Raw genomic sequence first — 23,539 nt, 5'->3', positions numbered from 1 at the left:
CGCACTTTTTTATTATTACAATCGGAATCGGCTGGTAAACCGTGTAAGGCGGCTGGTAAACGAAGCAAAGCGGCTGGTAAAATGCCAAAGTTGGCTGGTAAAGTGCTGAAATCGGCTGGTAAACAGCGAAAACCGGCTGGTAAACTTCTCAAAGCCCGCTCAGAAACCGTGATAATAACATCTATGACGTGTTGAAATAAATAAAAGGGAGCTCTCATATGCCAGAACAAATGCCTGTAGAAAAAAATGACCAGATTGACGTTACTTTTTCCGACCTCACCCAGGATGGATCTGGAGTCGCGAAAGTAGATGGGTACACATTGTTTGTTCCGGGAGCCCTCCCAGGCGAGAAAGGTACCATTCAGGTTCTGAAAACGAAAAAAGGCTACGGATACGGACGGCTGATTCAGCTGACGAAGCCCAGCGAAAAGCGTGTGGATCCGCCTTGTCCGATTTATGACCAGTGCGGCGGGTGTGCCATTCAGCATCTCAGCCCGGAAGGCCAGCTCGATCATAAACGGCAAATCGTAATAGACGCACTAGAACGCATTGGCGGCTTTTCTGATGTCACGGTCTATCCCACCCTTGGAATGGACGAGCCATGGGATTACCGTAACAAAATTCAGGTGCCCGTCGCCACACAAAACGGTACCTTCGCTTTCGGTTTCTATAAAAAACGCAGCCATGAAATCGTGAATATGGATCACTGCATCATTACGGATCCAACAATTGACGATATTGTTCAGACCGTGCGGCGGATCGCTGAAGACAATAGCATTGCACCCTATGACGAATCAAAAAATCGTGGCACTCTCCGCCATGTGATGGCCAGGGTTGGCAAAAAAACCGGTGAAGTGATGGTTGTGCTGATCACGAGAACCGAAGAACTGCCATTCCGGAAAAATTTTATCAAAGAACTGACCGAAAAACACCCGGAAATCAAGTCCATCGTTCAGAACATTAATCCAAAAAGCACCAATGCCATTCTGGGTGAAAAAACTAAAACATTGTGGGGGCGTGATGTCATCTATGATCAGATCGGCGGTGTGACCTTTGCCATTTCCGCTCAATCCTTCTTCCAGGTCAACCCGGAGCAGACCGAAGTTCTTTACGGGAAAGCACTGGAATATGCAGGACTGACTGGAGATGAAACCGTCATTGACGCCTACTGCGGCATCGGCACAATCTCGCTCTTTCTGGCGAAACAGGCTAAAGAGGTCTATGGCGTTGAAATTGTCCCCGAAGCGATTGAAGATGCCCGCAAAAACGCGGAACTAAATCAAATCACCAATGCCTATTTCGAAGCAGGAAAAGCTGAAGATGTGATTCCGAATTGGCGGGACCAGGGCATCGAACCGGATGTCATTGTCGTCGACCCTCCACGAAAAGGCTGCGAAGCTTCACTGATCGAAACGATGATCGCGATGCAGCCGAAGCGGATTGTCTATGTTTCCTGTAATCCGGCGACACTTGCGCGGGACCTGAAAATGCTCGTACCAGGAGGGTATGAGATTAAAAAGGTTCAGCCAGTTGATATGTTTCCACAGACGCTGCACGTCGAATGTTGTGTGTCGCTTGAAAAAAAATAAAAGATAGATGGGGATCCGAGAATCGGTAATAAATTCTCGGACTACCATCTTCTTTTACTTCTATTCTCTTGATCAATCTGTGAAGTATTTCATCATTCAAGTTGGATTTTTAATGAACTGTTCAATTTTTTGAATAGCTCATTACATTATTGCTCATTAACTTGAGTGGATGAAATTTTTCCGATTTTTCTTTGGTTGCCACTAGACGAGAAATAATGGAGTCTACAAATGATAATCACAATATTTAATTCTTTATCAAACATTAAGAAGAAGTGCGGTAATGCATGAAAATAAGCAGAATCTTCAGAATGGTAGCATGATTTGATGCATTTATCCAATGTATGGCTATTCGTTATATGGACGAAAAAAGACTCTAATTTCCTTGACAAGCAGTATGAATTCTTCAATGCTGCAAAATGACCTCCTCGTAAAAGTTCCGTCTTTATGCATGCATAAGGCCGATGGTGAGTTTTTTAGGCAGTAAGCAAGCGTTTCTGAGGACATGTGAATTGCTGGTGTTCATATGCGCTTTCTTTTTTTCACTTAAGTCTGGATACATATTCCCGTTCTGATTCTGTAAGGGTAGGTACTCTCTGGGTAAGAATTTTGGGCTAGCCAATGCATGCAGGTGCATGCCGATCACATTCTCGGAATGAAAGCGTCCGAGGTTTGTTGTTACCTCCTGTCCCAATATATTCTCATCCATGAGCACTAAAATGATGGAAGCCTAGTATGTCAATCATGAGTTTTGTCCAGGGGTAGGAGATAACTTCCAGTACTATTTTCCAAACTTTTTTGAAAAAATGTGTGTTTTTTAAGCGTACTCGGTCTATTACACGAATTTTTTATCAAAAAGTACTCTGTTTTTACAAGTCACCTAAAAGGAGGTTGATTATTCAACGTCCTTGCAAGTATTTAGTCTGGGAAACCGCCAGAAATCATTTTAGGATGAGTCGTTGCATTTGGTTTGATAATCCGTTTTGAATTAACATTTTACGGACGTATTAGAGTAAAATATTAGCTATGGTAGTTCGATAATTGCAGGAATCCCTTACACCAACAACAGGCATAAGAAAGGCACAAATATATAAGCCTCCTCGCTAAACAATATGGGTTTATAGACTAGTTTTATAGTTCATACTGGGCAGTAAACTTTGAAAATACCCAATCATCGAGATTGGCGTTTACAAGCTGTTGTCGAGGGCTTTGAAGGGCAGGGCAGATAAGGTGATCAATGGATCTGCCGCGGTGTTTACCGTTTTTGTATGATTACTTGTCGCTTTGCTGTTGGTAAGCCACTGATAGGTGATAATCAGATAGTATTTGTAAAACAACTAGAAGGAATGTGGATGAAATGTGGCAATGTCCGAAGTGCGGCCCTGAGTTTGAAAAGAAGGAACAGGATCACGTCTGCGCAGCGTCCAGCGCTATCGACGATTACATCGCCGCACAGCACCCGCGCGGCGAAAGTAGATTTTGACCACAAGATGTTGTGGTTTGAGAGCAAAAATCGGGCGAAAATTGAGGCTAAAAAGTGCAAATTTCAGCTCGGTTTTTTGGCCGTTTTTATGGATGACATAAAGTCAAATAGGAATGTGGCGGTGAAATAAATTGGATTTTTCAGAGATAAAAAATATGTATACTGAGGCTAGAACAGAGGAGAGAAATAAAATTTCGCGTTTTTTTAGTAAGCAAGCTGATTTTGAAACTGAGAAGCCAGCTGCTGGCAGCAAGAATTATAGCTCTGGTGGGAGGTTGATAGAAAAATATGATTTGAGTAATTGGAAATGGGTTTGTGTAAAAAGAAATGATGTGCATTTTTTTGTTTCACTGCAAACATTTGATAGAGATCCACGTACAGGGAATCTTCATACACTTATGGATAGAATCGGAGTTTATGCTTATGTAGGTAATTATTCTTCAGTTGATGCTCAAACAAAGATGATGACGACGAATATTGAATTGCCACTGGATGATAAAAAGTTAAATGAATTGGGCCAAACATTACGGGATTTGAGCGAGTGCGATATATATAAATTACAGGCGCAATATGAGAAGGTATGTACTAATCATAGATTGGTATAATGTAGAAAATTTCAATTTGTCAAGGAATGTATGTAGTAATTTAAAAATCCCCCACTCTATTATAAAATGAACCCACACAAATGAACCCACACAATGGATGACTTTTTTTGTGGGGAGATGGGATGATGATGATTTTGAAGCAGAAACAAGAAATTCTATTAATGTATCTGAGGGAGGGAAAGTCTCAAAGGGAGATAGCGAATCAAGCGGGTGTTGATCGTAAGACTGCCCGGAAATACATTCATGCTTATGAACAAAGATTAACTGAGCTGGAGGGAATGAATGCCTCCGTAGATCGAGGAGAATTGATTCAGGAGTTGGTTGAAGCCCCAAAGTACTGTTCCGGTGCCCGACAAAAACGTGTCTTGACTGAAGAAATAGAAGAAAAGATCATCCATTACCTTCAGGAGAATAAGGAGAAACGAGCAAGGGGACTCCATAAGCAACAAAAAAAGATTATGGATATCTATGAGGCACTGATCAAAGAGGAAATGAACGTCAGTTACAGTACGGTTCTTCGAACCGTTCGACAACTGGGAGGATTTTTTCACGATTATCATAAACTTTAAGAATTCACGGCACCCTACGCTCATCCCGTAGAATGCCGTGTTCATTTTTGCCCTTATTCTTTTACATCCACCATTACGCCGGACTTAAATTCCACGGTGAATTTATTCTCGTAGACGGTGACCTTTTCAATGAGCCGTCGGACAAGCGGTTCGTCGTATTCGGTCAGGGTAGTGGGCTGCTCCCGAAGGAAGGTGCCCATGTCGGTGATGCGCTTTTTCTGCTCGTCCCGCCCGGCACCTTCCAGTTGAAGCTTCTGCTTATCCTCGCGCAGGCGGTAAAGCGAAAAAATACTACCCGTCCATTGATAAGCTTGATAGTTGGAACGGGACAAAAAGGGCAAGGCAACTCGTTTGTCTTTTTTGTCTTACTCCATGTATTAACTTTTGTAAATGGTAGCTATATCATATATTCTACGCTTCATTTCTGCGCGGATATGTAACGGCTCTAAACACTCGCATTTATCCCCAAAACTGAAAAGAATATTGTAGTAGTAATCATTCTCTATGAAAGGAAAACGAACAATGTAATGCTCATCACCATCTGGAGAAAAATCTTCATAAGAACAAAAATCAAGTACCCTGTCCATGACAGATTTATGAATACGAATTTTGATTTTTGTTTGTATTGTTTCCAAAATTTCTGCAAAGTCTAAAATCGGCTTTTGATAATCTCGTGGTGTAAAAGTTTCCTCTTGCATTTGTAGGTTTGATGTGCGGGATAGTTTGAATAAGCGAAAATCATTTCTTTTATGGCAATAGCCTTGCCAATACCAATGGCTGCTTTTCAATACAAGCTGATATGGTTCGGCTGTTCGTGCGGTTTTATTTCCGTAGCGGTCTGTATATTCAAACGAAAGTAGCTTGCTTTCCTGTAAAGCTGTTTTGATAATTTCTAAATAGGGTTGTATGGTCCTGTTGCCCATCCACGGACTTAAATCTATATATATTTGATTTGCTTTTAATTCAATGTCTTTCGCTCTGTCGGCGGGGATAAAGCTCTTGACTTTCGCAAGGGCGTTTACCAGTTCATCACCTCGTATCATGTTGGAAAGACTGGAAAGCCCCATCAAGATAGCGGAAAGGTCGGCCGTCGAAAAAACCTTTTTATCAATCTTGTATTTCTGCATGATTTCAAAGCCACCGCCCACTCCCGATGTTGAGCGAACAGGAATACCCGCCATGTTGATCGTGTCTATGTCGCGGTAGATTGTACGGGGTGAAACTTCAAACATATCTGCTAACTCCTGTGCGCCTATCCGCTCTTTTTCAAGGAGTATCATAATAATGCTAACAAGCCTGTCTACTTTCATCTGATAGACTCCTTTCAAAATTTCTTTTTATCACTATAGATTGTTGCCATACTGTTGTCAACAATTACATAGTACAATAAAAAGCAAGTAAATCAATCTATCCATCAGGATGAAAATGGAGGAAATTTATGTTTACAATCTATGTTTACGTTCTTGATACTTTAGCCGATTGGGAACTTGGGCATGCTATTTCGGAGCTGAATTCTGGCCGATTTTTCAAAAAGGGCGCGCACCGTGTATCGCTCAAAACGGTTAGTTATTCTCAAGAGCCAATCCATACAATGGGCGGGCTGACAATTATGCCCGATTGCTTAATCGATAATATTGTTGTGAATGAAACAAGCATGTTGCTATTACCGGGCGCAGATACATGGAACGACCCAAAGCATGGCGCTATCATCGAAAAAGCAAGCGAATTTCTCTCTTTAGGCGCTACGGTGGGTGCAATCTGTGGGGCTACCGCTGCGCTTGCCAACTTTGGGCTACTTAATAACCGTCCGCATACCAGTAATGGACCGGGATTTCTTGAAATGGTTTCTCCTGGTTATAAAGGGCAAAGTTTTTATATAGACAAGCCATCTGTAGCGGATAACAACCTTATTACTGCAAGTTCCACCGGAGCTTTGTTGTTGGCGAAACAAATTATTGAGCATTTAGGTGTTTTTGGGTCAAACACACTGGAATCTTGGTATGAATATTTTAGTACCGGTGAGCCTAAACATTTCTTTGCCCTCATGCAAACTTTGCCGTCCAGCAATGAAAACTGATCCACCTTTAAGAAGGCTGCCCAATCCTAACGTTGATAAAGTTATAGAGAGACTGTCTATTTTGGATTTATGTGTCGGAATCACATCTTTCACAAAAAATACGGAACCAATTAAGATAATGACCACAATCGGTATGATCATCTCAAAGAGTATGCGCCAAGAATAATTGTCCAGCAAGTAACCGGAAAGCGTCGGTCCTATCGCCGGGCCTAATCCTACAACAACGCCGTTCAATCCCATGGTGAATCCACGACTTTCCGGAGCGAAAATCGTCAAAATGATAGTTTGCAGCAGAGGCATTGTCACACCGACCCCTATCGCCTGTATTAAGCGGCCGATGAGTAAACCGCTAAAGTTGCCAGCCGCCGCAATGATCGATCCTATTAAAAAAATAATCATGGATCTGATATATAAAACTTTAGTCGGAATACGATTCGACAACCATGCTGTGATCGGGATCATAATGCCGTTTACCAAAAGAAACCCTGTTGTCAGCCACTGAACGGTAGCGGTGGAAATGTGAAAGGTGTTCATTAAAATGGGAAAAGCGGTCGCTAGGATGGTTTGATAGAGTACAGTTACAAAGGTCTCAATCAGCAAAACGGTGACCATTAGTGTTCGATTGTATGATTTTTCATGAACGTCAATAATCTTGAACGATTCAGACATACTGACATTCCCCCTTTGCGGATCGAATAAAAGATTTAGTGTAAATAATGGTTAAGCAGAACCACACAGGGTCCTGCTTAACCATTTTTCAGTATCAATTTTTTTGTTGTGTATCCCTTAGAAAAGAAACTCACCACAGACAATTTAATGTGGAACGTCAAATTGATAGCATATCTTTCACGCGGATTTAATTGTGGGGAAATGGAAACCAATCATTCTTTTCCATCTTCTGCATAATGACAAATTACGCTTTTCTGAACTGCAGCGAGCAATACCAGAAATTTCAAAGAAAATGTTGACAACACAGCTAAGAGAATTAGAATACCACGATATAGTCCATCGAAAAGTGTATGCAGAAGTCCCGCCTAAAGTAGAATACTCAATCACAGAATATGGAAAAAAATTAATACCGGTTTTAGAGGTCATGCGAACCTGGGGATTAGAGCATCTACAGCATTTGGATGAACTCTATGGGACAAAAAATTAATTAAACGACCACCTGCTTAGAAGGTGACCATTTAATTAAAAATTAGGCTAAGAAATTTTAGATCTTATAAATCAGCAGATTTTAGGTTGCCTTATCAAGGTCGGAGAGGGTTTTGATGCGTATCTAGCCATAGACACTATCGTCAGAAGAGTTTATTTAGGGTAGATCTATTTCAAAAACGTCAGAAAAATTTCGGACTGGAATGCTGTTGTAAAAATTTTATATATTCTTCAGGTATAAAAAAAGAAATGGGAATGACAGATAAAAAGATCTATGGTCATTTTCTGATTACAATTAACGTAACTTGAAACTTAAAACTAAAAGTGATATGATTGAAAATCAAATAAGAAAGACTATCTATTAAAGTCAAGTCTAAAATGAATTCTTTTTAATATTGTTCTGAAAGTATTCTAGGAATATTAGAACTTTGTAAGCTGGATTGCATATTAATTTCTTTGCAAGAGCTTTAAAAACAACTGTCCTTGTAGAGGGACTTTAAACACTACTATTGTATAGTGCGAGAGGTGATGAATTTGGACAAGATTTCGTTAGATAAAGAAATAATACTCAATGCAACAGAAGAAGTTATTCGCCGTTTCGGACCAGAAAAAGCGAATATTTCTGACGTAGCAAAATCATTAAAAGTTAGCCATGCTGCCCTTTATAGATATTATAATGGAAAAACTGACCTTTGGAATGCTGTTACAGAACGCTGGCTTTCAAATTTGCATGCTCCTTCAAAAGATATTTTAAAAGAAGATAATTCTGCTGATATTAAACTTTTTCGTTTACTTGAGGACTTCGCGGAAGCGAAACGTCGCAGTGCCGTTAATGATCCGGAAATGTTTGCAAATTATCTTAAACTCGCCCAAAGTTCAATGGATGTAATAGAAAAAAGTATAGAAGACGGGATTAATAGTATTAAGGAAGTTATAGTACAAGGAATTACAGAGGGAATATTTTTTGAAGAATTTCCTCATCAAGCGGCGATAACTGTATATCTTGCAACTAGCGTTTTTATTCATCCAAACTCATTCGAAGTTCCTAATCGAAAGCAAAACATAGATTCTGTTTTAAATCTTCTGATAAGAGGACTTAAAAATCCTAATAAATGAATCGAGTAAGAGAGGGAAGAGCCCAGCCCTCGTCCTCTCACAATATTTAGTATGAGAGATAGCACTAGGTTTTTTTCGAAGATTGACACAGCTCTAAATACGATGAGTTAAAATTTTTTCGCCCTTGACTTTCCCAATAGGATTGTTAAGGGCGTTATTTATTTGTATTCCAAGGCTCTGACCATACTGAAAGAGGGAACAACACTCTTTTATAAAATTTGTTACAAGTTACATAAACAATAATATTGTAATTAAAATCGCGGTGTGATATTATCAATATTACAAGTTACAAATGACAAATAGTGAAACATGAAAAATTAATTTTTAACTTTTAAGGAGGGTTTATTTATGCGTGTTTTTGTAACAGGAGCAACAGGTTATATCGGTTCTGCGGTTGTCCGAGAACTCATCGATGCTGGACATAAAGTCATTGGTTTAACACGCTCAGACAAGGGTGCATTAAAGTTAAAGGATGCTGGAGCCGAAGTGCACCAAGGTTCACTTGATGACCTAGATAGCCTTCGCAGTGGCGCTGCCATTGCGGATGGTGTTATTCATCTGGCTTTTAAGCACGATTTCTCGGACTTTGTCGGTTCACTCGCCACAGATTTACAGGCAATCGAGGCGATAGGGGAAGTGCTTGAGGGAACTGGCAAGCCATTTTTGACTACAGCTCACGCAAATGGTACAGCATCAGATAACGCCACTTTAGCACTTGCAAAGCGTGGTGTACGAGCATCGGTCGTGTCGCTTTCAACGTCTGTGCACGGAGATGGCGATAAGGGTTTTGTTCCACTATTAATCAATATCGCCCGTGAAAAAGGTTTTTCTGCATACATCGGCGATGGGTCCAACCGCTGGCCAGCTGTGCATCGTCTCGATGCGGCACACCTTTTCCGTTTGGCGTTGGAAGCTGCCCCCGCAGGATCAAAGCTGGACGGGGTTGGAGATGAGGGTATACCGTTCCGTGATATCGCCAATGTAATCGGTCGTCATCTGAACCTGCCAGTTGTCAGCATTACACGCGAGGAGGCAGAGGCCCACTTCGGTTTTCTTGGCCCCATTGCGGCTCTTGACATCCCAAGGTCGAGTGTACAGACTCAAGAGCTCTTGAACTGGAGGCCAGTGCATCCTACCCTGATCTCGGATCTCGAACGGGGGCACTACTTTAAAAAATGATCTGAGGACAAATGTCACTACTCATGACGAACAATAGTGACAATGGAGTAATCTTGCCTGGTTTGAGAAACCATTCTGGATAATATGAGACACAGTACTGTTGCAACTGATATTGTAATGAACTGTTATCTACTAAGGCGAAATAAGTTTTAATTTATGTGGCTGTCCATTTTCATGATAAATGGACAGCTTCTTTCTAGGACATGTTCGTTTCAGTAAGATGGGTTATCCATAAATTGTTCTTATTGCCAGTCCTGTTACACGTCGAATCCGTTGCTTTGCCAGAGAGAAAACTGTCTAACAAAAAAATAAACTTCTGAACCAAAAGAAACATTTCCGATTTCTGGGGCCCAAACGCCCCTTTCTTATTTGGTCTTGTTAAATGTAAAAATGGTAGCATTCAAAATTCATGCAGCTTGATTTAAAGTGCTTAAGCATGCTATAAGTGTTAAGAAAACAATTTTGGGGATAAAGTTTTTGGCTGGGTATCCCATAATGTGAGGATTTGAATTTAACTATGATTGATAATTTTTGGCGTGATTTGCCACGTCCTTTTTTTGCACTGGCACCAATGGAAGAGGTGACGGATGTTGTTTTTCGCCATGTAGTGAGTGAAGCAGCTAAACCTGATGTGTTTTTTACAGAGTTTACAAACACGGAGAGTTATTGTCACCCAGAGGGAATTAATAGTGTGCGTGGGCGTTTGACTTTTACAGAGGATGAACAACCTATTGTAGCCCAAATATGGGGGGATAAACCTGAATACTTTCGGCAAATGAGTATTGGTTTGGCGAAGCAAGGGTTTAGGGGTGTGGATATCAATATGGGCTGTCCAGTACCCAATGTGACAAGGCATGGGAAGGGAAGTGGCCTTATCCTGCGTCCCGAAGTCGCAGCAGATTTAATACAAGCAACAAAAGCAGGGGGATTGCCTGTAAGTGTGAAGACAAGACTGGGTTACACTGATGTAGACGAATGGCACGACTGGCTCACACACATATTGAAACAAGACGTTGCTAATCTTACCATTCATCTGCGTACTAGAAAGGAAATGAGCAAAGTCGATGCCCATTGGGAACTCATCCCGGAGATTAAGAAACTTCGTGACCAGTTGGCACCAGATACACTTTTGACGATTAATGGCGATGTCACTGACCGTCAAACCGGCTTGAAACTCGCTGATCAATATGGTGTGGACGGGCTAATGATTGGGCGTGGTATTTTTACAAATCCATTTGCCTTTGAAAAGGAACCGAAAGATCATAGTAGCAAGGAACTGCTTGATCTCTTGAGATTGCATCTGGATCTCCACGATCACTATTCAGAAGAATTAGAGCTACGTCCGTTTAAAGCTCTTCATCGTTTTTTTAAGATCTACGTCCGTAGTTTTCGAGGGGCGAATGAATTAAGAAATCAACTGATGAGCACAGAGTCGACAGATGAAGTGCGTGCATTGCTTGATCACTTTGATCAGCAACAGGACAAAGACGATCTGGGGCCGCAGTCCGATCTATGATCAAATTGGCGGCGACGCAATTGCGATTTCAGCACGCTTTTTTTCAGGTCAACTCGATAAAATAATGTTTCTTAGGGTTTATCGTTGTGAGAGTACAAGAAAGAAGGTCCGCAGTATCGGCAGTACTGGAGCCTACGAAGCAGTCTATGGATTTGTTGATGCGGAAATATAAAAAATAACCGACTCGCGCGGGGGCGTATGTGGATTTGCAACCCCAACGTCCATAAAATAACGGGAGTAGTCTGTGGCGTTCGCGTTGGGAAATCGAAGACCCGCTCATGCAGAAAATTCGCTGGCTTGACAAAATGGTTGACGAATTGGCTTGTTAAACTGGTACCACATCGCATGGGCAAACTGATTTAATATAAGTGAAGAGTTCTCCGTTTAATACTAGCTTAATGAAAAAAGCGGAACAATACAAGTGAAATCCTGCTGTCTGCTGGTGTTTCATGAATAGAGGGACAAGATCATGTCAAATAAAAAGACAAACCGTAAACTCGTTACCATTGCAATGCTCGTCGCCATTCTTATCGTGGCGATCGATGTGACGATTGTCAGTACTGCAATGCCGAAAGTGGTTCGCGATCTGCATGGTTTAAGTTTAATCAGCTGGGTATTTGCCATCTACACGTTGACGACATCGGTGACCACACCGATCTATGGCAAGATTGCCGATCTGTTCGGCCGAAAGAAAGTCTTCATCATTGGGGTTATACTGTTTATCGGCGGATCCGTTTTATCCGGACTGTCGCAAACAATGATGCAGCTAATTATCTTCCGTGCGATTCAGGGGATTGGTGCAGGAGCGGTGATGCCGATCACTTTCACGATTATCGGTGATCTTTACCCGGGCGAGGAGCGGGCGAAAATGCAGGGAATGTTCAGTTCGGTCTGGGGTATTGCCGGTTTGCTCGGTCCGCTTGTCGGCGGCTTTTTTGTCGATCAAATCAGCTGGCGCTGGATTTTTTTCATTAATTTGCCGATCGGCTTGGTGTCGTTGCTTTTGATTACAATCTGCTTTCACGAATCGTTTGACAAGAAAACAAGCCATTCAATCGATTATTTCGGAGCAGCTGCGTTTACGCTCGGCCTCTCGTCGCTTCTGTATGTGCTGCTTAACGCGGGACAGAGCTTTGCGTGGAACTCGGCTCCGGTATATGCACTCTTTGCTGCTTTTGTCATCTTCATGGTCTTATTTAGTTATTTGGAAACAAGAGTGGACGAGCCGATGCTTCCACCATCTTTATTTCGAATTCCTGTAATTCTTGTTTCCAATCTTGTGACTCTGCTGGCAAGCAGTGTAGTCATTGCGGTTAATGTCTATCTGCCAATGTGGATTCAGACAATTCTCGGAAAAAGCGCAACCAGCTCAGGACTGACGCTGATGCCAATATCGTTTGCCTGGCCGCTCGGAGCAGCCCTTGCCGGACGCTATATGTATCAGGTCGGGTCAAAGCGAACCGCTGTGATCGGTACGATTCTCGTCACACTGGGCGGCATTTGGCTCGCGGCCTTGTCACTTGGGTCACCCTACTGGTATTTCGTCGGGATCATGATTGTCATCGGCTTCGGCATGGGCTATGCGATGACACCGACAACAGTACTTGTGCAATCTGCGGTCGGCTGGAGTATGCGCGGTGCGGCGACCGCATCGAATATGCTGATGCGGTCCGTTGGACAAACCGTCGGCATTGCGGTCTTCGGCACAATATTTAACAACGCGCTTTCAGCTGAAAAAATATCATCAGGTGGAAACACTGCTGTCCACATGGCTCATGGTATTCATCTCGTCTTTATTTGTGTCTTCTTTATAGGCATTGCCACGTTGATCGCGTCCCTGCTGCTTCCCTCACATCAAAAAGTGGTTGCTCAACAAAAAAGCGTGGCGAATTGACGATGACCGACCGTTCGGTTATTATTGAAATATGAAAAGTAAAGATAAAAATAAGTTACCACTTATTCGTCATGCAGTTTTTGATCTGACTTCAACCGACGACCTGGTTAATTTGTCGATCAGTAAAATCGCGGCTGCAGCCGGAATATCCAAATCAACGGTATACGTGTATTTTAAAGATAAAGAGGAACTGCTTTCCAAAACCTATATGTATGTCAAGGACCTGATGGATGAAGGCATTGCAGAAGTTGAAGCCGCGCATCCGGATTTGGAAGCACGAATTGGTGCATTGATTCGCCATTTTGTCGCTCGCTTTCAGTGTTATCCTAAAGAAGCGAAATTCATGGAAGCAATTCAATCAAACCCGAGCATGGTAAGCGAAGAAGCGCACAAATATGCCGAGGCCACGGCTGCTCCCATTTACAGGACTTTTGAAGAAATAGTCGGAAGTCCAGAGTTTGTTCAGGCACCAGCCTATGTGTATGCAGCCTTCTTTTCGCTACCCATGAAAGTGGCAGAGATGAATGGGACAATGACAGATACAGAACTGGATTCAATTATTTGTATGGTGCTGAACGCAATGAAAGTGCGTTAAAGATAGGCAGGAGCGCAGAAATGCGCTTTTTAATAAAATATAAAAAGACCGAACGTTCGGTCATCAGAGGAGCCTTGACAATGCAAAATGAAAAAAGAGTGGTATTAATTACAGGAGCTTCATCGGGCATGGGTCACGCAAGTGCAAAGTATTTCCATGAACACGGCTGGATCGTTTATGCGGGAGCCAGGCGTACCGAACGTATGAAAGATCTGCAGGAACTTGGCGTTCACGTCTATCGATTGGATGTGACGGATCATGAATCCAATCAATACTTTGTTGAAGCGGCGATTAAAGAACAGGGAAGAATTGATGTACTCATTAATAATGCGGGATACGGAGAATACGGTCCACTCGAAGAAATTAGCCTTGATAACGCCAAGCATCAATTTGATGTGAATGTGTTTGCGGCCAGTGAATTGACTCAGCTCGTTTTGCCGCTAATGCGAAAACAGACTTTTGGACGGATTATCAATGTGACATCAATTGGAGAAAATGTATTTATGCCTCTTGGCGGATGGTACCATGCAACCAAAGCGGCGCTTGGGATGTGGTCCGATGTGCTTGATATGGAAATCCGGCCATTCGGCCTTCGAAGCATCGTGATTCAACCCGGAGGAACCCAATCCGAGTGGGGCGAAATAGCGATGCAAAACGCTGAGCATAATTTAAAGACGGATTCCCCATATAAGAAACTGGTGCTGGCGATCAAGAATGCCTTCTCCTCATTCAAGATATCAGCAACTTCCGATGATCTGGCGAAAATTTTCTACAAAGCTGCGACAGACGCAAAACCTTCAAGAAGATATTATCACTCATTAACGGATAGAATGGCGGTACGGATTGCACGAAACCATCCATCCCTTTGGCGTCTGGGAATGGGGTTCATCGTGAATCGGCTGAACAAGTAAAAGGCATTTCGAAGAATGATTCATAATCTTGAAGTTTTATCTTCGAAACGGATCAGTAGATTGAACGACTGGACAGTCAGGCTGATGCGACTTGCGGCTGTTACAGCCAAATCATTGCAATCAATGTCCATCTGATCATTCATCTGCGTACAAAAAAGGAAATGAGCAAAGTAGACGCTAATTGGGAACGCATCCCGGAGATTAAGAAACTTCGTGACCAGGGTGGCACCAGATACACTTTTGGCAATCAATGGCGATGTCCCTGACCGTCAAACCGTCCCTGTTTAGATAATGACCAAAGTGGTGTCTGAGCAGTTTACTCAGTTAGATGTATCCGCTCGGAAGGGCAACGCAAAAACCCGGTCGTATCATCAATCTTTTTCTGCATCTGGCTTAATCATTCAAAATACTAGGCTATATTTTGAAAAGAAGTACTCAAGGAGAGGGGCATATACATGAGTGTAATAACTTTATGCGGTTCTACAAAATTCAAGAATCAATTTGAACAGATGAATGTATTTCTGTCACTTCAAGGAAATATAGTTATTAGCTTGGCCTTCTTCGAACAAAGCGATGGTTTTGAAATGACACAAGAACAAGCTGAACTTCTTGGTGATTTGCATTTTAAGAAGATTGATATTTCCGATGAGATATTCGTTATCGATGTTGGCGGCTACATAGGAAACAGTACAAGAAAAGAAATAGAGTATGCCGAAAAGAATGGAAAAGTAATACGGTACTACTCTAGTTTTGATGAGATACCGCACAAACACCAACCGATGTAGGAACAGGCGCTTGAAATGATTGCGGGAACAATCAAACCCGCACAGTACAAGACGTGGTTCAATCAAACATCGGCTACTTACGATGGTGATACGTTCATTATTAATTGTCCAAATGACTTCTCGAAGGAATGGCTTTATTCTCAGTATTCTAATATAATCCTTAAAGCCGTAGAGCAGGTAACTGGGAATGATAAAGTAAAAATCGGTTACCGATCGTTCCAGCGTCCTGCCAATACTTTTGATAAATCTCGTGTAATTCTGATTGACAAATAATCGAATAAAACCGTGACTGTATATTAATTGCTGCCAAAGGGATCAGAGAGGCATGGCATCTTTTTTGCACACTCAAGGTAGCGAATGGTAGTATAGTGATGCATCATGAAAGAATTTCAAACACAGTACCCTGGTTCGAATCATTCACATTCATAGAGCCATAGACTCCTAAATAGAGTTTGGTTTGATCCAGATTCGTTCCCAAACTGACATAGAAAGCGGATTGAGACCCAAAATTATAATCGGTTTCAATAACACTAAAATCGCTTAGTTTATGATTAGCTCTTACCCTTGTATAGGCTAAAACCCCTCTAACTGGAGGTTGAGATCCTTCATTCCTGGCAATATCGGTAAACACAACACTTCCAGTTAAATCGGGGATTCCATGGCCCATGTAAGCTTGGACTCCAGTGAGTGCAGTTCCTCCAAACTTATCGGGCCTGGGATCTTGATGAAAATAACTGGTTAGAGGTTGAGCGCGCAGCACTGAAGTTTTTATTGCATCATTGTAATAGGCAATGACTTTCTCATCCAAGGCCGGATTTGCCGAACAGCTATTTATTATCGAAGTAGGGAAAGCACCTTCCCATCCACGCCAGCCAAAGTTAATCAATCCTTCTTGGTCAGCCTGAGAATTCATTAAAGAAGCTTGAATAAGCTGAGTAACCGGTAGGGCTTGATAATCAACGAACGAATAAATTGACTCTGCCAGATCCTGTCCGACAATGCCCACATATTTGATATACTGATTATAAAATTTTTGAAATGAGATGCCGGGTATATTGCGGACGCCTTTGGCCATTACCGCAAGCGTTTCTTGAATCTGTGCGGGAAGTTCATTGAAACGTGTGACTACGGGTGAATCATTGATAAACGTATTCTTATCGACGTCAATTTCAATGATTTTACCGGCAATTTCCATATCATTCTGACTTAAATTAAACGGATCATAGCCCATTCCACCATCTCCGGTTGTTAAAACAAGTTTTCCCGTTTCAGGTGAAAAGTTTAAGCTATTGACACCATTATGATTAAAAAATGGCCGCCTTAAATTAAGTAATGTTCGCCTCTTTTGAGGTTGGCCATTCGGTTGTAAGATCCATTCTTCAACGGTATCAATATGATCATAAAGAATTTCTCGATCGATCCATTTTAAGTTTAAGGTTCCGGGGTCACACGGGTTTGGCTTAAAAAATTCAGGAAGAACAGCCGGTTCTTGTCTTGCGGCTTCTGGTTTACTAAGCGCGCCTGGACCCTGAGTTCCGGTTACTGAATAATGGAGATAAAACAGACCGTTATATTGAAACTTGGGATGAAACGCCATCCCTATCAATCCACGTTCATCATACTTGCCGCCAGAAGCACCTAATTTTAGGATTCGTGGGCGAATATCTAAAAAATTTCCTATAAACCCGTTTCTAATGTAATAGATCTCTCCTGACTGGGTTGCAACAAATAGTGTTTCAGTTGAGTCACCCGGAAGTATCGTTGTCTTTAAAACAGTGGGTAAATTTAGATTGCTGACGATGGGCTGCAAACTAACTTTTGTCAACTCGCTTTACCTTCCTTATTTATCGTTTTTGTTTTAAAGCATATGGTTAGAACGGTTCCATTAGTATTAAGTTGAGGTCATGTGGATTGATTATTTGCAAATTGCAAATATATGACCTATAATGAATTTAGGTTACGAGGAGGAATAAAAATGGAAAACCTTAGAGAACTCTTTCAAATTATGATCAGGCGCTTCGGCTTTCTGGATAAATACTGTTGCTCAACAGATGAGTACAATATTTCTCTTGTTCAGAGTCATATCCTTTACGAAGTTGATCGTAGACCGGGACAGTCGATACAAACCATTTCCGAAACGCTGGGCATGGAAATGTCGACCTTCAGCCGACAAATTCAGACGCTTGTTAAAATGGATCTGGTAAAAAAATCGCCAAGCCCGGAAGACGGAAGGGTGTTTGTGCTGCGTCTGACCGAAGAAGGGAAAGGGGTAGCCAGACAAATTGACCAACAAATGAATGCTTTTTTGGATGATGTGTTTTCTCATATGAGCTCTTTTGAAAAAGAGACGGTTATTCGGTCCATCCAATTACTTAATGCATCAATGGCCCAGTCGGACGGATGTTGTTCCTGTAAAACAGAGATATCTTTGGCAACAAAAGAATCATGAGGCTCTTAGTTCTGACAAAGGGAGGCTTTTGACCTATATTTGCAAAATACAAATTTATTGGAGCGATTCAAGATGTTTGGGAGTATTTTTCAAAGCTTTTTATCCATTACTTTTGAGCTAACCTTATTGTTTATCGGCATTTCTTTTCTCATTAGTTTGATTCAGGGATTGATTCCTTATAAAAAAATCAATCGATATTTAAGTGGAAAAAACACGGCTTTAGGGATTCTAGCGGCTCTGCTCCTGGCCTTCATCACTCCTTTTTGCTCCTGCTCTACTGTCCCTGTTATTGTGAATCTTCTAAAAGAAAAAATCCGTTTTGGGATTGTTATGGTTTTCCTGTTCTCTTCTCCGGTTCTGGATCCGACGATTATCACCTTGATGGGGGCTTTGTTAGGCGTTAAGGTTGCGGTTGCCTATACGGTGATTACATCGATATTGTCAACGATCATTGGCCTACTTCTCGAAAAACTTGGCTTCGAAAAATCGGTAAAGCAGGTCATCATGACAGGATATGAAGAAAACGCACAAAAATTCAGTTTGAAAAGGGCCCTTCAAGAAACTCTTGAATTGATGAAAACCGTTTATCCCTACTTGATTATCGGAGCGGCAATCGGAGCGGTTATCCATGGAGCGGTTCCCACCGAATGGATCTCCACAACCTTTGGAGGAAATCAATGGTGGATTGTTCCGGTCGCAGCCATCATTGGCATTCCACTGTACATTCGATTATCCATGATGATTCCAATGTCACAGATTTTGATTGTTAAGGGCATGGCCGTTGCTCCTGTCATGGCCTTAATGATCAGCTCGGCTGGTGCAAGTTTACCGGAGTTGACGCTGCTCAATTCCATTTTCCAAAAGAGATTGGTCGCAGCCTTTGTCGTTTCGGTCTTTGCCATGTCCACTCTTTCAGGATTTCTGTTTTATCTGATTTAGAAGATGATCCATCGTATGAACCGACCACTTTATTTAAAGGAGGTGAGGGCCATGAAGTTATTTGGAAAAAAGAAGGACCAGTCCTGCTGCACCATCAAGATTGAGGAAGTTAAAACGGACAATCAGAAAACGTCGTCTTGCTGCTCTTCTGCAAAGACAGCAAAGGAAACAAAAAGTGTAAAATAAGCATTAAATGGATGCATGGGATGGGGTCCCCGGTGCATCCTACTTTTATTTTTCGATTGGGGAGAAGTGAGGCTAAGAATGAACATCAATCAAGTGAGCTATCAAATGGATTTTATGAAAGCTTCGGACTGGGAGCAGGTCAAAAAGATTTATCTGGATGGCATTAAAACGGGATTAGCAACCTTTCAAGACGCGGCTCCGGAATGGGATGAATGGGATCAAAGCCATGTGAAGGCGTGCCGGATTGTGGCACGTTCAGAAGATTCCATATTGGGATGGGCTGCATTAAGCCCAACTTCGAGCCGTTGTTGTTATAAAGGCATTGGGGAAGTCAGTATTTATATTAGCAATGTATGCAAGGGGCAAGGGGTTGGAACAGCACTTTTAAAACACTTGATTCGTGAATCAGAAGACAATGGTTTTTGGACCTTGCAGTCTGCAATCACCAGAGAAAACAAAACAAGCTTAGCATTGCATGCAAAGTGTGGATTCAGGGAAATTGGGTTTAGAGAAAAGATTGCTCAAATGCCTGATGGAACATGGCATGACGTGATTCTAGTGGAACGCAGGAGTCATGTTGTTGGAATATAATCAACTAAAAAAAATAGCCGACTTTTTTAAGTCGGCTATTGATCTATAAAATTATGGCTTAAAGGCTTGAATCGCTGACGATCCAGCACACTTTTCAATATTTGCTTTTGGGAATCCATTCAGCGATTGAAGCGATTAAGATTTCTGGCGCAGCATACTTTTGATCGCTTCTTTATAATCACCACGAAGGGCTACGATAAAAAGGATGATTCCCAGTGGGACGAGCGCGACATATTGGATTAAATGAAGCAGCAGTCCCGCAGTCAGCGCTTCACTTTGCAAGATACCCAGTCCTGCGAGCCCGATAATGACGCCATCTTCAAAGAGGCCGATCGCACCGGGCGAGGAGGGTACCAGTCCGACTAGGTTTGTTGCTGCGAATACGGCGAGCGACATGCGGAAGGAGGCACCAATGCCGAATCCGCACGCGGCAAGGCCCACCCATGTCGCAAGAAGCAATAGCACGTACGAAAAAGTCACCCAGAGCATCATTTTCAGCAGGTGGATATTTAGAAATTCATTAAAATAACTGCGGAACCGTGGCACAAAATAAAGAATGGCCAGGAGCAATACGATAAGTGCAATACATAGAAAGAAAAGAATCCATAACGCACTAACTAGTCTGTGGTCTTTAAATCCCGAAAAGGGGACAGCGAATAGCGAGATCGCCATCATCGCAATAAAATCGGCAAATGCCGGTATCATAACCAATTTGGTCCGTCGCAGCGCGTGATAATCACTTGGGAAAAAAGCGAAGCGCAGTCCGTCCCCGATATGAAGAGGCAGGATCATGTTTGCGGCGTGGCCGATGACAACGATTTGCAGCGCATTCAGGCGATTTATATTCGGGTCAATGCCAAAAGTATACCCCAGAGCCCGAATATAATTGGCATAGATCGTGATAATGATTGAAACGATGACCAGAATCCAATTCATATTCGAATTTAATAAGGTGTCCAGATTCAGGCGTTTGAGTGTCTTGAATGAATAATAGATAACGATTATCGTGATGACAATCCCTAAGAGTAACTTGACTTTGATTTTGGCTGACATGGAACTGCTCCCTGTTGAACCTTTTTTTCTGTTTATTAACTATGATACATAAATGAAGACGTATGTATGAGAAGGATCAGGCGAGAAAAAGTCTCTTTCATGCCTTCTCTGAATTGATAAAAGAGAAGCGGAAAATTCACGCGATGGGCTGATCTTGAGATGTATGGGTTTCTTTAGCCGTTTGGATGAGCAATTGAGCGATCGCATGTGCAGACTCCGGTTTCCGGAACAAATATTGACTTTTAGAAATTTGCATTAATTTTTCACCATGATTTGCAAATAAAGCTGAGATCATGTTCGGAAGGCTGCTAATGTCTCTGCAATAAAGTCCTAACTGGTGTTTTAAGACAAACTGAGGGTTCTTCGCTTCTTGTCCCCTCAATGCACCGGTCACGATGATAGGTCGGCACAGGTTCACCGCCTCCATTAATACATTGGGACTTGCTCTCAAGATCAAAAGATCTGCCTCCATCATACGTTTTTCCACTTCCCTGATGAATCCGTAAATGGAGACTCTTTTTCCAACGTAAGGTGACAAAGCCTTCTCCAAAAATTTTTTTAAAGACGTGTTATGACCGGCAATAATCGTGATGCGGATCTTTTCATCATTTAATAATGTTTGCGCGATCTTGAGAATTTGAGCCGATCCCTGGCTGCCGCTCATCAGAAGGACGGAGATATTTTTTTCGTTTTCACGCCAATGAAGCGGCTTGGGAAGATGTACATCACAGAATTTACGGCGCACCGGGAAACCGGTCAAAAACAATTGATCGTTTGTCATGCCCGCATGCAACATGATTTGTTTTACCTCTTCTGACGGACAAATGATATATTTTGCCCGCTTGTCTGCCCAGAGATCCGTGACATTGTCCAGATCCGCAATCAATGAAATGACCGGAATATCCAGATCTGCACGGTCTAATACGTTTATAACCGAACCGACGAAAAGGTTATGGACGGATACGATCAAATCCGGATGAAAGGCATCGATTTGTTTTAATAAAGACTTTCTAATATTTTGCCCGACCATCCAATTGACAAGGGCTTTAAATGGGTTGCCTAATTGATAGATGAATCCCCAAAATAGAGGGAATTTTACAGCAAAAGAGTCATAACTGCGGCTGGAAGACCGGAGAAACCAGTTGCCAAGATCGAAACCATCAATAATGGAGAACTGAATATCCGGAGAAAGCAGTAAGAGCTGCTCGCTTAGCGCTTCTATAATGCTCTTATGCCCACTCCCTGTATGTTCTGATGAAAGAAACAGGATGCGATACACAGCAAGAATTCTCCTTTATACATCTTTATGAAGTCTTTTCAAATCATTGTTGATCGTTCCTTTTATCGTTGCCCTTTTATTGGCAAGAAGGTTTAAAATCCGTGGCCGATTATAGCGCTGTATGATGATATACGGGAGATTGAATACTACAGCGATGAAGATCATGAGAAGCGACATGCCCATACTATTCCATACTGAAAAAATCAGCGAGCTGAAAATAATGCACCAATGGACAAGCTCAGCGCGGCAGGTTTCCAAAGCGAATCGGACTAAATAATCCGGACTGTATTGCATCATTTGTTTTTTCGAAAAAAGGAAGGATAAAAAATCGCTGAGCTCCGGTAATTGATTCTTCCACTTTTTTACGCCAAAATACCACTGATAAATTTGTCCGTTTTTTTCCCAATGCGTCACTCTGAAAAACCAGCTGTCATAATGGAATAGGGAAATGGGCAACTTTATCGAAATCAGTGTATTTATAATAGAGAGGATCAAAAAAACAATCAAATTATTAAAAAGTAATATAGGTTTCAAAACGCCTGTCTCTCCCTTCTATTTCAAAAATAAAAAAAATGAAAGGCAACGTATGCGCGTCGGGATCATGATTTAAAAATCAATTGATTTCGTACAACTGTTTACAGAAGCAGTGAATCCACGAAGGGCAGGGGGTTAACTATAGTATAGGGCAAGTATTATTCCGGAGAAATGGTTACACTGGCTCAATTGTCTGATCTGCTTCTATGTAAAACCTGTGGTATTTGTACTGCTGATCCATACAGGTTATACGAAAAATGTTGTCTGACAACGTCATCTGTCAAATCATGGCATAAATGATATCCACTTTTACACTATAAGTTATTTGTTATAGATATTCAATTTTGATCGATTTTTAAAGAAAGTCATCATTTTACATTTCGGGAGGTTACCAATGATGGAAATTTGGGACGTGTATGATCAAGACAGAGCTTTAGTCCACAAAACAATGCGTCGGGGCGACCCATTCGAGTCCGGGGCCTATCATTTGGTCGTTCACCTATGTATTTTTAATGCGGCCGGCGAACTGCTGATTCAGCAAAGACAGCCATTCAAAAGCGGGTGGTCAGGCATGTGGGATGTTACCGTCGGGGGCAGCACCGTATCCGGTGAGACGAGCCATTCAGCGGCTGAACGCGAAGCTTTTGAAGAGCTCGGATATAAGATTGACCTGGCCCATGTCCGCCCGTCGCTGACCGTGAATTTTGAAAATGGCTTTGATGATTTTTATCTTGTGGAAGACGATGTAGCTATCAGCGGCTTGAAGCTGCAATACGAAGAAGTACGGCAAGTCAAATGGGCCCCAAAAAGCGATATCTTTTCGATGATTGACAGTCAGGAATTTATACCGTATCACAAAAGCCTGATCGAATTACTGTTCGACATGCGAAAGCAGACGGGTGCACATCGCAGTGAAAAGCGGTGAAGTTCGTTTCAGAATTAGGCTCAACGTCTGGAGCTCGTAAATTTAATTGTTTGCCAATCAAATGTAAGGGATCACGAATTCATCTCGTGCCCCTTTTTACTCCAGACGGTCG

General features: G+C 42.0%; 24 protein-coding genes and 3 pseudogenes. 20 read left to right on the top strand and 7 right to left on the bottom strand.

Annotated elements, in window-relative coordinates; all coding sequences use genetic code 11:
- Positions 1 to 218 precede the first annotated feature (218 nt).
- From rlmD to E4665_RS08905, 3 genes and pseudogenes are all read left to right on the top strand, one after another.
- Entirely contained in the window at positions 219 to 1,589 is a 1,371-nt protein-coding gene (gene rlmD / locus E4665_RS08915) for a 23S rRNA (uracil(1939)-C(5))-methyltransferase RlmD (protein WP_135348438.1), read from the top strand.
- Between the two features lie 1,611 nt (positions 1,590 to 3,200).
- Entirely contained in the window at positions 3,201 to 3,674 is a 474-nt protein-coding gene (locus E4665_RS08910; protein ID WP_174845473.1) for a hypothetical protein, read from the top strand.
- A gap of 125 nt (positions 3,675 to 3,799) precedes the next feature.
- Positions 3,800 to 4,210, top strand: a pseudogene (locus E4665_RS08905) (helix-turn-helix domain-containing protein); the annotation flags it as partial.
- 86 nt (positions 4,211 to 4,296) lie between these two features.
- Here the strand turns inward: E4665_RS08905 and E4665_RS08900 are convergent.
- Both E4665_RS08900 and E4665_RS08895 read right to left on the bottom strand, forming a co-directional pair.
- Positions 4,297 to 4,575 (bottom strand): resolvase, encoded by a 279-nt coding sequence (locus tag E4665_RS08900; RefSeq protein WP_241654774.1) that lies wholly within the window; start codon positions 4,573 to 4,575, stop codon positions 4,297 to 4,299.
- A 45-nt stretch (positions 4,576 to 4,620) separates the two neighbouring features.
- Complete coding sequence (locus tag E4665_RS08895; protein ID WP_135348436.1) at positions 4,621 to 5,553, bottom strand: helix-turn-helix transcriptional regulator; 933 nt, start codon at positions 5,551 to 5,553, stop codon at positions 4,621 to 4,623.
- 128 nt (positions 5,554 to 5,681) lie between these two features.
- On the opposite strand from E4665_RS08895, the gene E4665_RS08890 reads away from it, so the two are divergent.
- A complete protein-coding gene (locus E4665_RS08890) occupies positions 5,682 to 6,320 on the top strand; it encodes a type 1 glutamine amidotransferase family protein (RefSeq protein WP_135348435.1) in 639 nt (212 codons plus the stop codon).
- Here E4665_RS08890 and E4665_RS08885 read toward each other — a convergent pair.
- The gene (locus E4665_RS08885; protein WP_135348434.1) at positions 6,222 to 6,989 is read right to left on the bottom strand and encodes an MFS transporter; all 768 of its coding nucleotides are present in this window, start codon (positions 6,987 to 6,989) and stop codon (positions 6,222 to 6,224) included. The genes E4665_RS08890 and E4665_RS08885 overlap by 99 nt on opposite strands.
- 193 nt (positions 6,990 to 7,182) lie before the next feature.
- Here E4665_RS08885 and E4665_RS08880 point away from each other — a divergent pair, with 193 nt between their 5' ends.
- The 11 genes and pseudogenes from E4665_RS08880 to E4665_RS18500 all read left to right on the top strand — a co-directional run bounded on the left by E4665_RS08880 (position 7,183) and on the right by E4665_RS18500 (position 15,744).
- Positions 7,183 to 7,476, top strand: coding sequence for a winged helix-turn-helix transcriptional regulator (locus E4665_RS08880; protein WP_277752219.1), 294 nt, complete (start codon positions 7,183 to 7,185; stop codon positions 7,474 to 7,476).
- Between the two features lie 533 nt (positions 7,477 to 8,009).
- Positions 8,010 to 8,591 (top strand): TetR/AcrR family transcriptional regulator, encoded by a 582-nt coding sequence (locus E4665_RS08875; RefSeq protein ID WP_206663573.1) that lies wholly within the window; start codon positions 8,010 to 8,012, stop codon positions 8,589 to 8,591.
- A 348-nt stretch (positions 8,592 to 8,939) separates the two neighbouring features.
- Positions 8,940 to 9,770: an SDR family oxidoreductase gene (locus E4665_RS08870; protein WP_135348431.1), complete on the top strand. Its 831-nt coding sequence runs from the start codon at positions 8,940 to 8,942 to the stop codon at positions 9,768 to 9,770.
- Between the two features lie 517 nt (positions 9,771 to 10,287).
- Positions 10,288 to 11,286 carry a tRNA dihydrouridine synthase gene (locus tag E4665_RS08865; protein WP_135348430.1) on the top strand — a complete coding sequence of 333 codons (999 nt, stop codon included), beginning with the start codon at positions 10,288 to 10,290 and terminating at the stop codon, positions 11,284 to 11,286.
- A 210-nt stretch (positions 11,287 to 11,496) separates the two neighbouring features.
- Positions 11,497 to 11,615: pseudogene (locus E4665_RS08855) on the top strand (DUF2200 family protein); the annotation flags it as partial.
- Positions 11,616 to 11,755: 140 nt separating this feature from the next.
- Complete coding sequence (locus tag E4665_RS08850) at positions 11,756 to 13,180, top strand: MDR family MFS transporter (RefSeq protein WP_135348428.1); 1,425 nt, start codon at positions 11,756 to 11,758, stop codon at positions 13,178 to 13,180.
- 31 nt (positions 13,181 to 13,211) lie between these two features.
- Positions 13,212 to 13,775, top strand: coding sequence for a TetR/AcrR family transcriptional regulator (locus E4665_RS08845; protein ID WP_135348427.1), 564 nt, complete (start codon positions 13,212 to 13,214; stop codon positions 13,773 to 13,775).
- A gap of 80 nt (positions 13,776 to 13,855) precedes the next feature.
- Positions 13,856 to 14,686 (top strand): SDR family NAD(P)-dependent oxidoreductase, encoded by an 831-nt coding sequence (locus E4665_RS08840; RefSeq protein WP_135348426.1) that lies wholly within the window; start codon positions 13,856 to 13,858, stop codon positions 14,684 to 14,686.
- A 125-nt stretch (positions 14,687 to 14,811) separates the two neighbouring features.
- Positions 14,812 to 14,962 (top strand): annotated as a pseudogene (locus tag E4665_RS18510) (tRNA-dihydrouridine synthase); the annotation flags it as partial.
- A gap of 179 nt (positions 14,963 to 15,141) precedes the next feature.
- Entirely contained in the window at positions 15,142 to 15,471 is a 330-nt protein-coding gene (locus E4665_RS18505; protein ID WP_241654773.1) for a hypothetical protein, read from the top strand.
- A gap of 15 nt (positions 15,472 to 15,486) precedes the next feature.
- The gene (locus tag E4665_RS18500) at positions 15,487 to 15,744 is read left to right on the top strand and encodes a DnaA N-terminal domain-containing protein (protein WP_241654772.1); all 258 of its coding nucleotides are present in this window, start codon (positions 15,487 to 15,489) and stop codon (positions 15,742 to 15,744) included.
- A gap of 103 nt (positions 15,745 to 15,847) precedes the next feature.
- On the opposite strand, the gene E4665_RS08825 is transcribed toward E4665_RS18500, so the two are convergent.
- A complete protein-coding gene (locus E4665_RS08825; RefSeq protein WP_135348425.1) occupies positions 15,848 to 17,296 on the bottom strand; it encodes a PQQ-dependent sugar dehydrogenase in 1,449 nt (482 codons plus the stop codon).
- A gap of 150 nt (positions 17,297 to 17,446) precedes the next feature.
- Between E4665_RS08825 and E4665_RS08820 the strand changes: the two genes are divergently transcribed.
- The 4 genes from E4665_RS08820 (at position 17,447) to E4665_RS08810 (ending at position 19,636) form a co-directional block, all read left to right on the top strand.
- Complete coding sequence (locus E4665_RS08820) at positions 17,447 to 17,920, top strand: MarR family winged helix-turn-helix transcriptional regulator (protein WP_135348424.1); 474 nt, start codon at positions 17,447 to 17,449, stop codon at positions 17,918 to 17,920.
- Positions 17,921 to 17,992: 72 nt separating this feature from the next.
- Entirely contained in the window at positions 17,993 to 18,859 is an 867-nt protein-coding gene (locus E4665_RS08815) for a permease (RefSeq protein ID WP_135348423.1), read from the top strand.
- Between the two features lie 51 nt (positions 18,860 to 18,910).
- A complete protein-coding gene (locus E4665_RS18680; RefSeq protein ID WP_277752218.1) occupies positions 18,911 to 19,045 on the top strand; it encodes a hypothetical protein in 135 nt (44 codons plus the stop codon).
- Between the two features lie 78 nt (positions 19,046 to 19,123).
- Positions 19,124 to 19,636, top strand: coding sequence for a GNAT family N-acetyltransferase (locus E4665_RS08810; RefSeq protein ID WP_241654771.1), 513 nt, complete (start codon positions 19,124 to 19,126; stop codon positions 19,634 to 19,636).
- A 135-nt stretch (positions 19,637 to 19,771) separates the two neighbouring features.
- On the opposite strand, the gene E4665_RS08805 is transcribed toward E4665_RS08810, so the two are convergent.
- From E4665_RS08805 to E4665_RS08795, 3 genes are all read right to left on the bottom strand, one after another.
- Positions 19,772 to 20,689 carry a lysylphosphatidylglycerol synthase transmembrane domain-containing protein gene (locus E4665_RS08805; protein WP_135348422.1) on the bottom strand — a complete coding sequence of 306 codons (918 nt, stop codon included), beginning with the start codon at positions 20,687 to 20,689 and terminating at the stop codon, positions 19,772 to 19,774.
- Positions 20,690 to 20,825: 136 nt separating this feature from the next.
- Positions 20,826 to 21,968: an MGDG synthase family glycosyltransferase gene (locus E4665_RS08800; protein WP_135348421.1), complete on the bottom strand. Its 1,143-nt coding sequence runs from the start codon at positions 21,966 to 21,968 to the stop codon at positions 20,826 to 20,828.
- A gap of 15 nt (positions 21,969 to 21,983) precedes the next feature.
- Complete coding sequence (locus E4665_RS08795; RefSeq protein ID WP_241654769.1) at positions 21,984 to 22,502, bottom strand: glycosyl-4,4'-diaponeurosporenoate acyltransferase CrtO family protein; 519 nt, start codon at positions 22,500 to 22,502, stop codon at positions 21,984 to 21,986.
- A 394-nt stretch (positions 22,503 to 22,896) separates the two neighbouring features.
- Between E4665_RS08795 and E4665_RS08790 the strand changes: the two genes are divergently transcribed.
- Positions 22,897 to 23,427 carry an NUDIX hydrolase gene (locus E4665_RS08790; protein WP_135348420.1) on the top strand — a complete coding sequence of 177 codons (531 nt, stop codon included), beginning with the start codon at positions 22,897 to 22,899 and terminating at the stop codon, positions 23,425 to 23,427.
- Positions 23,428 to 23,539: the final 112 nt, after the last annotated feature.

It is taken from the genome of Sporolactobacillus shoreae, from assembly GCF_004684935.1.
In the GTDB taxonomy this organism is placed as follows: Bacteria; Bacillota; Bacilli; order Bacillales; family Sporolactobacillaceae; genus Sporolactobacillus; species Sporolactobacillus shoreae.
Note: the sequence above shows the minus strand (reverse complement) of the source record. Positions and strands in the feature narration are given on the sequence as shown.

Bases quoted from the DNA above. Each gene is read 5' to 3' on its own strand.
- E4665_RS08870 (WP_135348431.1), top strand. From the start codon at position 8,940: ATGCGTGTTTTTGTAACAGGAGCAACAGGTTATATCGGTTCTGCGGTT.
- E4665_RS08815 (WP_135348423.1), top strand. From the start codon at position 17,993: ATGTTTGGGAGTATTTTTCAAAGCTTTTTATCCATTACTTTTGAGCTA.
- E4665_RS18500 (WP_241654772.1), top strand. From the start codon at position 15,487: ATGATTGCGGGAACAATCAAACCCGCACAGTACAAGACGTGGTTCAAT.
- E4665_RS08895 (WP_135348436.1), bottom strand. From the start codon at position 5,553: ATGAAAGTAGACAGGCTTGTTAGCATTATTATGATACTCCTTGAAAAA.
- E4665_RS08865 (WP_135348430.1), top strand. From the start codon at position 10,288: ATGATTGATAATTTTTGGCGTGATTTGCCACGTCCTTTTTTTGCACTG.
- E4665_RS18680 (WP_277752218.1), top strand. From the start codon at position 18,911: ATGAAGTTATTTGGAAAAAAGAAGGACCAGTCCTGCTGCACCATCAAG.
- E4665_RS08820 (WP_135348424.1), top strand. From the start codon at position 17,447: ATGGAAAACCTTAGAGAACTCTTTCAAATTATGATCAGGCGCTTCGGC.
- E4665_RS08850 (WP_135348428.1), top strand. From the start codon at position 11,756: ATGTCAAATAAAAAGACAAACCGTAAACTCGTTACCATTGCAATGCTC.
- E4665_RS08885 (WP_135348434.1), bottom strand. From the start codon at position 6,989: ATGTCTGAATCGTTCAAGATTATTGACGTTCATGAAAAATCATACAAT.
- E4665_RS08810 (WP_241654771.1), top strand. From the start codon at position 19,124: ATGAACATCAATCAAGTGAGCTATCAAATGGATTTTATGAAAGCTTCG.
- E4665_RS08790 (WP_135348420.1), top strand. From the start codon at position 22,897: ATGATGGAAATTTGGGACGTGTATGATCAAGACAGAGCTTTAGTCCAC.
- E4665_RS08805 (WP_135348422.1), bottom strand. From the start codon at position 20,689: ATGTCAGCCAAAATCAAAGTCAAGTTACTCTTAGGGATTGTCATCACG.
- rlmD (WP_135348438.1), top strand. From the start codon at position 219: ATGCCAGAACAAATGCCTGTAGAAAAAAATGACCAGATTGACGTTACT.
- E4665_RS08845 (WP_135348427.1), top strand. From the start codon at position 13,212: ATGAAAAGTAAAGATAAAAATAAGTTACCACTTATTCGTCATGCAGTT.
- E4665_RS18505 (WP_241654773.1), top strand. From the start codon at position 15,142: ATGAGTGTAATAACTTTATGCGGTTCTACAAAATTCAAGAATCAATTT.
- E4665_RS08890 (WP_135348435.1), top strand. From the start codon at position 5,682: ATGTTTACAATCTATGTTTACGTTCTTGATACTTTAGCCGATTGGGAA.
- E4665_RS08840 (WP_135348426.1), top strand. From the start codon at position 13,856: ATGCAAAATGAAAAAAGAGTGGTATTAATTACAGGAGCTTCATCGGGC.